Genomic DNA, 12878 nt, shown 5'->3' with positions numbered 1-12878 from the left:
GCCATCTCACTGATTGACTTCGACGCAATTGAGCTCCTCAGGGAGGAAACATGAAGCAGCGCGCCGTGGGTGCCGTGCTGTTTGGAGGCGGCGTACTGCTCCTGGCGCTGGCCGCCGGACTGGTGTTCGTCGTCAAGCCCGCGATGTCCAAACTGCCCTACGACCTGGACCCGACGACCTCGGTGGCCGAGGCCAAGGGCGCGACGTTCCTGCAGATCACCAACGGTGCGGTCGCCATCAACCAGGGCGACCTGAAGTCGACCATCCAGGTCACCCCGGAGCGCGCCAAGACCGCGGCGCTCAGCGGCGACCTCGCCGGTGACACGGTGGTCTGGCGGGTCGGCCAGACCGTCGAGCGCATCGACACCAAGGAGCTGGTCAGCGCGTACGGCGCGGAGCTGGCCCTGGACCGGGTCTCCGCGGCGGCCGTCGAGTGGAACGAGCAGTACCTCGACGAGAGCGGAACGCCGGAGAACGTCTCGTTCGCCGGCCAGATGTACAAGTTCCCGTTCAACTCGGAGCAGAAGAACTACGAGATCTTCGACCGGGATCTGCGGCAGACCCGAGTGGCCCAGTTCAAGGGCACCGAGGAGATCAACGGCCTGGAGGCGTACCGCTACGAGCAGGTCATCACCGACGAGAAGCTGCCGCTGGCCGCCGACCGGGTGACGCTGCTGCTCGGTGCGCTCGCCCCGGGATCGACCTCCGGTGACGTCGTGTACAGCAACACCCGTACGGTCTGGATCGACCCGGTCACCGGCTCCTACCTGAAGGTCCGGGAGCAGCAGAAGAAGGTGCTCGTGCCGAACACCGGCACCCCGACGACGTTGCTGGACGCCGACTTCTCCTACAACGAGGAAACCGTGACGTCGTCGGTGGACCGGGCCAAGAAGAGCCGCAGCCAGCTCACCATCCTCGGTGTGTACGCGCCGCTCGGGCTCGTCGTGCTGGGCCTGGTGCTGATCGTCATCGGGCTGTTGGTCTCCCGCAACCGCACCCCGAGCACGGTCGGCAGGCACGCCGTCGGTGCGGACCCGGCACCGACCCGGGTCGACCAGGCACCGGTGCGGGACGACGCGCGGGAGGGTGGACCGTTGTCCGACGAGATCCCGCCCGCGTCGACGAACTGGAAGTCCGAGGAGTCCACGGTGCCGAGCCAGCGGGCAGCGCAGAGCGAGTCGGAGAAGCAGTAGCACCAGGTCGATGGTGCGGGGGCGGGCCGTCGGCCCGCCCCCGCAATCGTCAGAGTCGGGTCAGGGCCCGGCGCAGCGGATCGAGACCGAGCGCACCCAGGTCGAGTGCCTGCCGGTGGAACTCCCGCAGGTCGAAGTCGGCACCCTTGCGGGCCTTCGCCTCCTCCCGCGCCTGGAGCCAGATCCGCTCGCCCACCTTGTACGACGGTGCCTGCCCCGGCCAGCCCAGGTAGCGGTTGAGTTCGAAGCGCAGCATCTCGTCCGGCACCCGGCAGTGCTCCCGCAGGAACTCCCAACCCAGTTCGGGCGTCCAGCGCTCGCCGGGATGGAAGTCGAACGGGTTGTCCTCGGGGATCCGCAGCTCCAGATGCATGCCGATGTCCACGATCACGCGGGCTGCCCGCAACGCCTGGCCGTCGAGCATGCCGAGCCGGTTACCGGGGTCGTCCAGGTAGCCCAGCTCCTCCATCAACCGCTCGGCGTACAACGCCCAGCCCTCACCGTGCCCGGAGACCCAGCAGAGCAGCCGCTGCCAGCGGTTGAGCACCTCGGCCCGGACGGCCGTCTGGCCGATCTGAAGGTGATGCCCCGGCACTCCCTCGTGGTAGACGGTGGTCACCTCCCGCCAGGTGGAGAACTCCGTCAGGCCCTGCGGCACCGCCCACCACATCCGGCCAGGTCGGGCGAAGTCCTCGCTGGGGCCGGTGTAGTAGATGGCCCCGTCGCTGGTGGGCGCGATCATGCACTCGATCCGCCGGACCTGCTCGGGGATGTCGAAGTGGGTGCCGTTGAGTTCACTGATCGCCTGGTCGGCCAGCTCCTGCATCCAGTCGCGGAAGGCGTCCCGCCCCCGGATGATCCGGGCCGGGTCGGCATCCAGCACCGCCACCGCCTCGTCGATGGTGGCGCTCGGGCCGGCGATCTCGGCGGACACCGTCCGCATGTCGGCCTCCAGCCGGGCCAGCTCCGAGAACCCCCAGGCGTACGTCTCGTCGAGGTCGATGCGGGCACCGAGGAAGTACTGGGACGCCAGCTCGTAGGTCTCCCGACCGGCGGCCTGCTTCTCCCGCCCGAGGGGGGCGAGTTCGGTCCGCAGGAACTGCCCGAACTCGGCGGTCGCCGCAGTGGCCGCCGCCGCGCCACGCCGCAGCTCGGCGCCGAGGGCGCTCTCCTCGCCCAGCCGCTCGACCAGCCCGTGGAAGACGTTGTCACCGTCCGGATCGACCCAGGCGTCGCACTGCTTGGCCACCTCGATCAACTGGGTACGCGAGCTGACCCGCCCGGCCGCTGCCGCCTCGCGTAGCGTCGTCTTGTAGTCCTCCAACGCGCTCGGGAAGAGGTTCAACCGGGCGGCCAGGTTGGCCCGAGCCTGCTCGCCGTCGGTGGGCATCAGGTCGAAGACCATCCGGATCTCGTGCAGCCCACTGGTGATGACGCTGACCTCGCTGGTTGTCTGCCCGGCGGTGTACCTGTCGAGTTCGAGGCCCAGGCGTTCCTGCATCGCCTCCCGGGCGGTGCGCTCGGTCTCCGTCTCCGGCTCGATGGTGTCGAGTTCGGCGAGGGTGCGGCGGGTCAGGTCGGCACGCGCGGCGTATCCGTCCGGGGACAGATCATCGAGCTTGTCGTCGTAGCCGGCGATGCCGACGTAGGTGGCGCCGGTCGGGCTCAGTGCGGCCCAGTCGGCGACGAAGCGGTTCGCGAGATCGTCGATTCTTCCCACCCTGCGCACCCTACGCGAGGCCGGTGTCGACGTGGTGTCGTCGACCCGGTCACGGCAGCAGGTCGGCAGGATCGAAGTCGATCGGGAACGGCTCGTCGGCGCGTACCCGGTCGCCGCTGACCGCTTTGGCGATGGTGTCGTAGCCGCCGTACGTGCTGAGGGTGAACAGCTCCACCGCGGCATGCCGCAGTCGGCGCGAGATCTCCACCCGCATGAAGTACGGCACCCGGCCCTCGGCGCACCGCATCGGCTTGTCGACGAAATCCTGCCGGCGGCTGCCGGCGGCTGCCGGGGGAGACGAACTCGACCGCCATGGTGCAGAGGTGGGCCGGAATCCAGCGATCCTCCTCGTCCGTTTTCGGCAGCGTGTGCAGCACGGTGAGATCCGGTTGGATCCACCGCTGCGGGGAGAAGGTGAGATTCACCTGGCCGAAGACGCAGAAACCGTGGGCTTTGGCGGCGGACTTCAACAGGTGCGCCAGCTCGATCTCGCCGTAGCTGTTCGTGCCGACCTCGGCGGGCGTCATGACCAACCTCCCGTCGATGCACTCGTATCGCGCATCGGGCAACTCAGGCAACGGGAGGTAGCGGTCGGCGAGCTGGGTCGTCCACATGCCGTCGAGGTCGACGAGTGGGTCGAAGCGCATCGGCATCGCCATGGTGTTACACCTCCTCGGCCGGTCAACGTTTCACCAGCGTAGGTGGCTTCTGTGGCGCGGACACGACGGCCGAAAACCGCAGGACAATGTCGTACCCGACGACCGGTCACCCGCTGACCAGGCAACTGTGTCAGGAGTGTGTCCAGGCGATCAGCTCGTCGGCCGACCACGTGTTCACCACACGGTCGGCGGGCACCCCGCAGCGGGCGGCCCGCTCGCAGCCGAAGCGCTGCCAGTCCAACTGGCCCGGGGCGTGCGCGTCGGTGTTGATGGCGAACCGGCAACCCGCCTCCAGCGCCCGCCGGATCAACCGCTTCGGCGGGTCCTGCCGTTCCGGGCGTGAGTTGATCTCCACGGCGGTGTCGTGCGCCGCGCAGGCGGCGAAGACCGCGTCGGCGTCGAAGTCGCTCTCGGGTCGGCTCCGGGCCCGATGCCCCTTGTCACCGGGCCCGGTCACTCCGGCGGGTCGGGAGGTGACCATCCGGCCGGTGCAGTGGCCAAGGATGTCCAGGTGCGGATTGGCGACGGCGGCCAGCATCCGGCGGGTCATCTTCGCCCGGTCGTCGTTCAGGCCGCTGTGTACCGAGCCGACCACCACGTCCAGCCGGGCGAGCAACTCCTCGTCCTGGTCGAGTGACCCGTCGGCGAGGATGTCGACCTCGATGCCGGTGAGGATGCGGAACCCCTCCGGCAGCGCCTCGTTGAGCTGCGCCACCTGGTCGAGCTGGCGGCGCAACCGGTCCGCGGTCAGGCCCCGGGCCACCTTCAGCCGGGGCGAGTGGTCGGTCAGCACCAGGTACTCGTGGCCCAGTTCGACGGCGGCCAGCGCCATCTCCTCGATCGGTGATCCGCCGTCGGACCAGTCCGAGTGCGTGTGGCAGTCGCCGCGCAGGGCGGTACGCAGGGCGGTGGCCTCGGCGTCCAGGTCGGTGCCCTCGGTGGCGAGCAACCGGCGCAGGTAGACCGGTTCCTCCCCGGCCAGCGACTCGGCCACGCAGCGGGCGGTGACGTCACCGACCCCGGGCAGCTCGGTGAGCTTGCCGGTGCGGCTGCGCTCGACCACCTCCTCGACCGGCAGCGCGGCCAGTGCCTTGGCCGCCGAGCGGAAGGCGCGTACCCGATAGGTGGCCTCGTTCGCCCGCTCCAGCAGGAAGGCGATCCGACGTAGATCAGCGATGGGGTCCCGCATGGTGGCAAACGTACGCGTCCGCGCCGCCGGTCGGGGCACGACCGGCGGCGCGGGGCGGAATCAGGCGTACGGCAGCCGTATCAGGGAACGGTCACCGACTCCGAGGGTGGTGGGGTTGTTGCCGATGGCGGACCACACCTCCACCCGGACGGTACCGCCGCGCAGATTGCCGAGGGCTCCGCTGCTGGAGTGCAGTCCGGCCGCCTGGGTGTAGTGCTCCCAGCCCGGCACCGGGTCGGTGGCGAAGTAGCGGTACGTCTCGACCCGCTCCCAACTGCCGTCACCGGTCAGGTCGTAGGAGACCCGGACCTGCACCCCGTTGCCGACCGCTGTGTCGGCGTCCAGGAAGAGGTCGAACGCGGTCTGCCCACCGTTGTGGTTGAGGTTGAGCCCGGTCGCGGTGAACACCACCGGGTTACGCGGCGTGCCGTCGTAGTTCGCGCCTGCGGCACTGCTCACGCTGGTCGTGCCGGCGGTGCCGGAGGCGCCCAGGCCGCCGCCCGACAGCAGGTACCGCACGGGTGCGCTGGACGGCGGGTCGGTCGGCGTGGGCGTGGGCGTCGGGGTCGGCGTGGGCGTCGGAGAGGTGGTCGGCGTCGGCGTCGGGCTCGGGGAACCGCCCCCACTGGCGCTGCCGCCACTCCAGGTGTGCGCCCCGCTGGTGGTGGTGCGCCCGGCCGCCACGTTCAACTGCGTACCGTCGGAGAACCGCACGGTCAGCGGCGTGCCGGAGATGTTGCTGGCCACGTACGTCCGGGCACCGTTGCGGGTGAACACCGCGGCCAACGGGTGGTCGGCGGTGACCCCGGTGTCGACCCGACCGAGGGCGGCCAGGTTGCGGATCCAGTGGAAGGTGTGGGCCCGGCTCTCGCCCTCCTCCGGGGTGTAGCCGGGGTTGGCCCGCAGCTTGGCCAGTGCCGCGTCGGCGTCACCGAGGGCGAGGAACTGCCAGTGGATGTCCTGCCACACGGTCGGTTCACCGCCGTTGTTGCGGACCAGTTCGGCGTACTTGACCGAGTTGTAGTTCGGGTGCTGGCCCAGGTAGAGGTGCCCACCGGTGATCGGCAGCAGGTTGATGCCCTGGATCATCTCGGGTTCGGCGCTGAACCAGGTGGCGTACGCGCCGCCGTCACCCCACACCATCCCCACGTTGGAGTGCCCGAACGCGTCGGGGAAGTTCTCCCCGGTGACGTCGAACCAGTACTCGTGGATCGTCGCCGCCTGGGTGGTGTAGAGGTAGATGCCCGCGTCGCGTACCGCCGTGTTGCCGGTGGCCTGCCCCCACTGGATGAGGGCGTTGGCGAAGTTCATCCCCTCCGAGGACGACTCCTGGTTGTTGCCGCTGGCGAACGCGCCGTGCCCGGAGGCCCAGTCGTGCCCGGCGTAGATGTCGAAGTCGCGCAGGTACGGGAAGCGGGTGTCCGACCGGTCGTAGTTGTTCGCGTCCCGGATGAGCAGGTCGATCATGCCGCCGTACTGATCCTGCCGGGCCCAGGTCGGGTCGAACTTGGCCAGCGTCGCGGCGGCGGTGATGTAGTAGCCGTAGTGGAAGTGGTGGTCGTTGAGTTCCTGGTCGGAGCCGTACGACGCGGGGTAGCCGATCAGCGTGCCCCACTGCTGGTTGTAGTAGAAGAGGCGCTCGGTCTCGCCGGGCGAGGCGGTGAGCCAGTCGTTCAGGGTGGTGCGGATGGCGTTCAGCGCCGCCGTACGGGTTTCGGTGTCGCCGACCAGGTCGGCGATCTCGGCGATGCGAGCCGCCCGGCCGAGCCCCTTGCCGGTCCAGTAGGTGTCGCCACCGCGCTGGTCCATCGGGTTGCTCCGCACCGCCGCCAGGTGTTGCCGCAGCGTGGTCAGGTCGGTGCCGGCTCCGGTCGCCACGGCGGGCAGCTCGGGCAGTACGCCGTTGAACCGCATCGAGGTGCGGAACTCGCCGACGCCGACGACCACCTTCATCCGCCCCCGGGCGGACGGGTAGGTCTGGGCGATCGGGGTGGCACCGGACAATGCCCGCCACTGGTGCGGGTAGAGACTGGCCACGGTCCGGGTCTCGGTGCCCTCGCGAGGTGTGGTGGTGAAGGCGTACCGGGTCTCCACCTGACTGGTCGCCGCGTTGTAGGTGTAGCTGACCCGGGTGCCGGTGACGTGGGCGTGCGCGTACCGGCCGTAGTTGGTGGCGAGCTGGGCGCGGGCGGTGCCGTCGCTGGTGGCCGGCAGCAGCGCGACGCTGAAGTAGCCGCGTCCGGCGAGGTTGGAGCTGATCCGGCTGCCGCTGACGGTCCAGGTGGCACCGGTCGGCGCGTACGCCACGTAGTCGTGCCCACGGACGGTGAAGCCGATGCTGCTGGCGTTGTTGGACCAGACCGTGGGGTTGCCGCCGGTCACGTTGATCACGGCGTCGCCGCCGCTGACGCGGAAGTACGCCAGTGGCAATCCGTGACCGATGGTGGCGCGCATGGTGCGTGCCCCGTCGCTCCAGTACGGGGTGACCGTCCAGTCCGTCCAGTCGTCGACCAGCACGTTGGGTGCACCCAGCCCGGCGATGCCGACCCGGATGTCCTCGACGTACGGGTACTTGAACTCACCGACGCCGGTGGCGGTGCCGGTGATGGTGGGCGTCGAGGTGGCCGAGAAGCCGAGCCCGTCGGTGACAGGTTGGTAGGAGACCGGGTGCGCGTGCAACGGCTCGCTGAAGGCGCAGTTGAGGCGCTTCCACAGCAGCGATGACCACCAGTCGTTGGTGGGCACCGGCCCGGGCGGGGCGGCGTTGGTGGCGTACTGCCGGGGGTTGGTGGTCAGGTCTCCGCAGCCGCTGGGCAGTGGGCCGACGGGGGTCGTGGTGTAGCTGCCGGCACCGACCGTTGCCGCCTGCGCGGCGGGACTGGCGATGACGGCCAACCCGCCGAGGACGAGGGTCGCGGCGGCGGTGGCGGCCAGGATCCGATGGTGTGGGCGGCGTGGGACGGGAGGTCTCATCTTTCCTCCAACGCGTGCCGGCCCGGCCCCGCCGGTCGGCGCACGCTTCGTCGGTATTGTGAGTTTAGTTATCTGAGAGAGCGCTCTCTTGTTACGGCGGACGGTAGTTCACCAGCGAGACCTGCGTCAATGTTTCGCAGTGATGAAACGCGGATGACGCGGATCAGCGGGCGGGTGGCTTCCCCGGGCAGCCGTGCTTGCGATGCCACGCGGCCACCTCGGCGGCCGGCTTCCGATTGCCGCCCTTGCGCCACGAGTCGAGATACGGCGCGGGCCAGACCACGCCCCGACGGATCCACCAACCGTCCTCGCCAGGACACGGTGGAGAGATGCCGAAGTGCAGGTGGCAGACGTTGTTGGCGTTACCCGTCCGACCCACCGTGCCGAGCCGCTGACCGGCCCGCACCCGCACCCCCGCGTCGATCCCCTCGGCGACCTCGGTCAGGTGCGAGCCGTAGTAGCGCACCCCGTCGTCACCGATGACCGACACGGACAGGCCGCCGTTGTACGGCCCCTGCGGACCGCGCTTGTCGTACCGGTCCCGCCGACTCACCTCACCGACCGTGCCGTCGGTGACCGCGACGACCGGTTCACCGCAGTCGGCGAAGATGTCCGTCCCCGGGTACGCCGAGTGGGTCGGGTGATACGACACCTTCTTCGCGCGTACCGGAAAGACGTGGGGCAGGTCCTTTCGTGGCGACGCCGACGCCGTCGACTGGTCCGCCAGGTCGGGCGACGCGCTGGGTCCGTCGGTGGTCACGACCGTCGGGCTGGTCGCGGCCGTCGGCCCGGCGCCCGTCGGCGCGTCGGGCGCACCGCAGCCGCTCGCCGCGAGCACCGGCACGAGCAGCAACACGGCGTACCCGCGCCACCGTCCGATCGTCAGCGGAACCATCCGGCCATCCTGACAGACTCGATACGGTGGTAGCGCAGCGTCCCGTGTCTGTGGAGGAGTGGGTACCGGTGTTGCCGTACAACCCGTCCGGACTCTTTCCCTCCGGGCGGCCACCGCGCCCCACCTACCGGGAGCCGCACCCGATCGGTGGTGCCGGGGTCGCGGCGGGTGCCCTCGGAACCTTCGTCTGGCTGGTCCTCTTCGGCCTGCTCGGCGGCAGCCTCGTCGGATACGTCTGGTGGACGCTCCTCGCCGGTGGCCTGGCCTGGGGCGCGGCCCTGGTGCTGGTGAGGTTCGGCGACCGGGGAGCGGCCGCCGGCGTCGCGATCGTCACCGCCGGAGGCTGGAGCATCGCCGCCGCCGCGGTCATCGCCCGCTGGGTGGCCAGTGGTGACTGGCCGTTGTGGTGACCCGTGCAGCGGGGACTGCGCTGCGTCGTCGCACGGACACCGAAACCCGTCTTGACTGAACGGCCACAACTCGGCACCCTCCCGGTATGGCCTGGACCACTCCGCGGCTGGATCCCGATCGCAGCCGTCGCCGCCTTCAGCTTCTGGCGCAGTTGGCGGACGCGCGCTCGGTACGCGAACGCGAACGGCCACAGCGTGCCCGCACCGAGCGGCTCCGCCAGCTGATCGCCACTCGCCGTCGCCTCGCCAGCTGAACGGCTCGAAGTCCCCACCTCAGGAATGACCGGCCCTTCGGGGCGTTGACCGGTCGCCTGCCGACCCGACCGGCTAACGTGCACGCGTAACGGATCGGCGAGTGCTGTGCCGAGGCAACTTGGGGGAACCGTGTCGTACTTCGCTGCGGCCGTCGTGCGCGAAAAGGGCGGTTGGACGGCCGCCGATCTGAACCTACGAGGAGCCGTCGACATCGACGAGGTCGCCGAGCGGCTCCGCGACGTCGCCCCGGACGCGGACCTGTCGCTGTTGTTCGTCGAGGCGGACGACACCTACCTGGTCATCCTGCGCCTCGACGAGGGTGAGGACCTGCGGGTCTTCGGCTCCGACTCGGCGTACGCGGAGGAGTCCCAGCTGGGCGCGTTGCTGGTCGGCGACCTGAAGACGTCGGTGACCGGGTTCGACGACAGCGAGCAGCCGCGCGCCACCGGCACCGGCGACGACGACGAGCAGCCGGCCGTCGATCCGGAGGCGGACCCGGTGGGCGAGGCGGACCTCCTGGCCGACCTGGGCATCCCCGCGCAGCGACTGCTCGATCTCTGCGCCCACGAGGGCATGCTGCCGGGCGACGTCACCGCCGAGATCTGTCAGGTGCTGGGCTGCGTCGACGAGGTCGAGGAACTGCGTGAGGTCTGAGCCCACTGGCACGGACGGGCTGACCGGTGACGGCGTCCCGACCGGTACCGGTCGGCGACAGCGGCACGAACTCTGGATGCGCCGCGCCCTCGAAGTCGCCGTGACCGGCCCGGCCGGAACAGGTGGGGATGCGGCTTCGGCCGACGACGTGCCGGTGGGGGCGGTGCTCTACGGTCCGGACGGCCGTGAGCTGGCGATCGGCCGCAACGAGCGCGAGTTGACCGGTGACCCCACCGCACACGCCGAGGTGCTCGCGCTACGCCGGGCAGCCCAGCGGTTGGGTCGCTGGCGGCTGGACGGCTGCACCCTGGTGGTGACCCTCGAACCCTGCACCATGTGCGCCGGTGCGCTGGTGCTGGCCCGGGTCTCGACAGTGGTCTTCGGTGCCTGGGAACCCAAGACCGGTGCCGCCGGTTCGCTCTGGGACGTGCTGCGCGACCGTCGGCTCAACCATCGTCCCGAGGTGTACGGCGGCGTCCTGGAAGCCGAGAACGCCGCGGTGCTGCGCGCGTTCTTCCGCTGATCCGTCGGCGGAGCGCGGCCTCAGGAGCGCAGCAGCGTGGCGGCGACCGACCGGGCGGTGTCGGTCCAGGGCGCCGGTCGCAGGGTCGCCGGGTCGAGCCGGACGACGGCGCGATGTCCCTGCGCGTACGCCGTGGTGCCGTCGAGCGAGTGGAAGCGGAAGGCGTACCGGGCGCTGCTGGTGCCGAGATGCTCCAGCCAGAAGTGCACGGCGATCGGGCCGGTGCCGGTGACCGGAGCGAGGTAGCTGATGGAGAACTCGCGTACCGCGTGGAACACGTCGGGCGAGCTGGCCCGGCCCGCCTGGTAGGCGACGCCACGGTCGGACCAGTACGCGGTGAGCGCCCGCTCCAGCAGCACCGCGTAGCGGGCGTTGTGCAGGATGCCGAGGGCGTCGAGGTCGTCAAAGTGAACCATGACCGGCTCGACGTGGCCGTACTCCACGGCGGGCGGTTCGACGACTGCGTGACTCATGACGTGCCTTCCGGTAGCAGTGCGGGATCGGGGCAGAGCGCCCGCAGGCGACTCAGCACGCCGAGACGGGCGTGCCGGTAGGTGGCCTCCGGGTCGAGCAGTCGGGAGCGCATGGCGGCGGCGATGCCGTACGCGTCGATCTCGTATGCCAGCACCGCGACGTCCGTGTCGGCGGGTAGTTCGCCGAGGTCGACCGCCTCGGCGACGAGCCGTTCCAGGAAGCCCGTCCAGGCGGCGAAGACCTCGGCGAGGCGGTCGCGGACCGCGCCGGGCCGGGCGTTGAACTCGAACTCGGTGGTGGCGAAGAAGCAGCCGCCGGGCAGCACCCGGTCGGCGTAGAAGTCGACCCGGGCCTCGTGCAGGGCGTGGATCCGGCGTACGCCCCGGGGGGCGCGCAGCGCGGGGCCGATGATCTTCTCTCGCCACTGGGCGACGGCCCGGTCGATGGTGGCGAGCTGCAACTCCTCCTTGGATCGCCAGTGCGCGAAGAGGCCGGACTTGCTGACGCCGAGCGACTCGGCCAGATGCCCGAGGGAGAGCCCGTCGAGGCCGTTGGCGGAGGCGAGACTGACGGCGGCGTCCAGCACGGCGGTGCGGGTGCGCTGGCCCCGGGCGAGCCGACCGTCGATGTTCATGCGAGGAGCCTAACCAATAAGACCGACCGGTCGTATATATTTATCGCGTGGGGGCCGTCACACCGACGCCGAAACAAGACGTCCCGCCACCCCACAAGGGCGGCGGGACGTCTGCCTGGTCGAATCAGGCGACGATCGTGTCCAGGGCGATCTCGACCATCTGGCTGAAGGTCTGCTCCCGCTCCTGCGAGGTGGTCTTCTCGCCGGTCTTGATGTGGTCGCTCACCGTCAGCAGGGTCAGTGCGCGGGCCTTGAACCGGGCCGCGATCGTGTACAGCGCGGCGGACTCCATCTCCACCGCCAGCACGCCGTAATCCGCGAGGCGGTCGTAGAGGTCCGGCCGGTCGGTGTAGAAGGCGTCGGCTGCCAGGATCGGCCCGACCCGCATGGCGATGCCGCGTTGCTCGGCCACCTCCACCGAGGTACGCAGCAGCCCGAAGTCGGCCACCGGGGCGTAGTCGATCAACCCGTCGAAGCGCATCCGGTTCATGTTCGAGTCGGTGGAGGACCCGCTCGCCGCGATCACGTCCCGCAGTTGGAGATCCTCGGTGAGCGCGCCACACGAGCCGACCCGGATCAGCGACTTCACGCCGTACTCGTTGACCAGCTCGTGGGCGTAGATCGAAGCCGAGGGCATACCCATCCCGGAGCCCTGCACGGAAACCTCGACGTCGTTCCAGCGGCCGGTGAAGCCCAACATGCCCCGGACCGTCGAGTAGCAGTTCGCGTCTTCGAGGTAGGTCTCCGCGATCCACTTGGCCCGCAGGGGGTCACCCGGCATCAGGACCCGCTCGGCGATCTCGCCCGGCTTCGCGCCGATGTGCGTACTCATGGCGTTGATCCTGCCAGGTCGGCCTGCCAGGGACCGGTTCGGCGTCGGAACCCATGGTCCTGTACCCTCGTCGGCGGTGGCGTGTCCGAGCGGCCTAAGGAGCACGCCTCGAAAGCGTGTGAGGGTTTACGCCCTCCGAGGGTTCAAATCCCTCCGCCACCGCTCGTGAACAGCGAGAACGCCCGGTCGATCCGCGAGGATCGCACCGGGCGTTCCGCTTGTGGTCTCGGTTTCGGTCTCAGCGGTCGCGCCGGAGGCGCTGTAGGCGAGCGCCTCGTCACTCTTCGCGTTTGACCTCGGCGGGCTGATCAAGCTGCTGCTGCCGCTTGTTCTGCTCGTCGCGCAGTCTTTCAACGCACTCTGCGAAGAGGGTGTACGCCTTCGCATCGTCTAGTACGGCAGCCGCCAATTGCTAGCTGACCAGGGTGTAGTCCCTGCTTAGCCGTGCGCGTTGGTGGAACCAGCGG

General features: G+C 69.9%; 13 protein-coding genes, 1 tRNA gene and 1 pseudogene. 6 read left to right on the top strand and 9 right to left on the bottom strand.

The features are described 5' to 3' along the window. The first annotated feature begins 50 nt into the window (after positions 1-50). Entirely contained in the window at positions 51-1193 is a 1143-nt protein-coding gene (locus tag FF096_RS25335; protein WP_155222071.1) for a DUF3068 domain-containing protein, read from the top strand. Positions 1194-1242: 49 nt separating this feature from the next. On the opposite strand, the gene FF096_RS25330 is transcribed toward FF096_RS25335, so the two are convergent. The 6 genes and pseudogenes from FF096_RS25330 to FF096_RS25310 all read right to left on the bottom strand — a co-directional run bounded on the left by FF096_RS25330 (position 1243) and on the right by FF096_RS25310 (position 8629). After that, on the bottom strand, positions 1243-2913 hold the full coding sequence (locus FF096_RS25330) for a DUF885 domain-containing protein (protein ID WP_309223910.1): 1671 nt from the start codon (positions 2911-2913) through the stop codon (positions 1243-1245). Between the two features lie 49 nt (positions 2914-2962). Continuing rightward, positions 2963-3139 carry a hypothetical protein gene (locus tag FF096_RS26455; protein WP_196222650.1) on the bottom strand — a complete coding sequence of 59 codons (177 nt, stop codon included), beginning with the start codon at positions 3137-3139 and terminating at the stop codon, positions 2963-2965. A 115-nt stretch (positions 3140-3254) separates the two neighbouring features. Further along, a pseudogene (locus tag FF096_RS27605) lies at positions 3255-3527 on the bottom strand (Uma2 family endonuclease); the annotation flags it as partial. A 175-nt stretch (positions 3528-3702) separates the two neighbouring features. After that, a complete protein-coding gene (locus tag FF096_RS25320; protein ID WP_155222069.1) occupies positions 3703-4761 on the bottom strand; it encodes a PHP domain-containing protein in 1059 nt (352 codons plus the stop codon). Positions 4762-4821: 60 nt separating this feature from the next. After that, entirely contained in the window at positions 4822-7734 is a 2913-nt protein-coding gene (locus FF096_RS25315; protein ID WP_155222068.1) for a glycosyl hydrolase, read from the bottom strand. 163 nt (positions 7735-7897) lie between these two features. Continuing rightward, positions 7898-8629 (bottom strand): M23 family metallopeptidase, encoded by a 732-nt coding sequence (locus FF096_RS25310; RefSeq protein WP_155222067.1) that lies wholly within the window; start codon positions 8627-8629, stop codon positions 7898-7900. A 50-nt stretch (positions 8630-8679) separates the two neighbouring features. Here FF096_RS25310 and FF096_RS25305 point away from each other — a divergent pair, with 50 nt between their 5' ends. The 4 genes from FF096_RS25305 (at position 8680) to FF096_RS25295 (ending at position 10471) form a co-directional block, all read left to right on the top strand. Continuing rightward, positions 8680-9039, top strand: a complete 360-nt coding sequence (locus FF096_RS25305; RefSeq protein WP_309223914.1) for a hypothetical protein — start codon at positions 8680-8682, stop codon at positions 9037-9039. 86 nt (positions 9040-9125) lie between these two features. After that, positions 9126-9293: a hypothetical protein gene (locus FF096_RS26445; protein ID WP_196222647.1), complete on the top strand. Its 168-nt coding sequence runs from the start codon at positions 9126-9128 to the stop codon at positions 9291-9293. 130 nt (positions 9294-9423) lie between these two features. Next, complete coding sequence (locus FF096_RS25300) at positions 9424-9948, top strand: tRNA adenosine deaminase-associated protein (RefSeq protein WP_309223909.1); 525 nt, start codon at positions 9424-9426, stop codon at positions 9946-9948. Between the two features lie 76 nt (positions 9949-10024). Continuing rightward, complete coding sequence (locus tag FF096_RS25295; protein ID WP_155222078.1) at positions 10025-10471, top strand: nucleoside deaminase; 447 nt, start codon at positions 10025-10027, stop codon at positions 10469-10471. A gap of 20 nt (positions 10472-10491) precedes the next feature. Here FF096_RS25295 and FF096_RS25290 read toward each other — a convergent pair whose 3' ends face one another. The 3 genes from FF096_RS25290 to deoD form a co-directional block, all read right to left on the bottom strand. Then, positions 10492-10944 (bottom strand): thioesterase family protein, encoded by a 453-nt coding sequence (locus FF096_RS25290; RefSeq protein WP_155222066.1) that lies wholly within the window; start codon positions 10942-10944, stop codon positions 10492-10494. Next, positions 10941-11579 (bottom strand): TetR/AcrR family transcriptional regulator, encoded by a 639-nt coding sequence (locus tag FF096_RS25285; protein ID WP_155222065.1) that lies wholly within the window; start codon positions 11577-11579, stop codon positions 10941-10943. Before FF096_RS25285 ends, FF096_RS25290 begins: the two co-directional genes overlap by 4 nt. 124 nt (positions 11580-11703) lie before the next feature. Continuing rightward, entirely contained in the window at positions 11704-12411 is a 708-nt protein-coding gene (deoD, locus tag FF096_RS25280) for a purine-nucleoside phosphorylase (RefSeq protein WP_155222064.1), read from the bottom strand. 75 nt (positions 12412-12486) lie between these two features. On the opposite strand from deoD, the gene FF096_RS25275 reads away from it, so the two are divergent. Beyond that, positions 12487-12573, top strand: a tRNA-Ser gene (locus tag FF096_RS25275). The last annotated feature ends 305 nt before the right edge of the window (positions 12574-12878 follow it).

This window comes from Micromonospora sp. CP22, from assembly GCF_009712475.1.
Lineage (GTDB): Bacteria > Actinomycetota > Actinomycetes > Mycobacteriales > Micromonosporaceae > Micromonospora.
The sequence above is the reverse complement of the archived record's forward strand: the minus strand, read 5'-3'. Positions and strand labels throughout refer to the sequence as shown.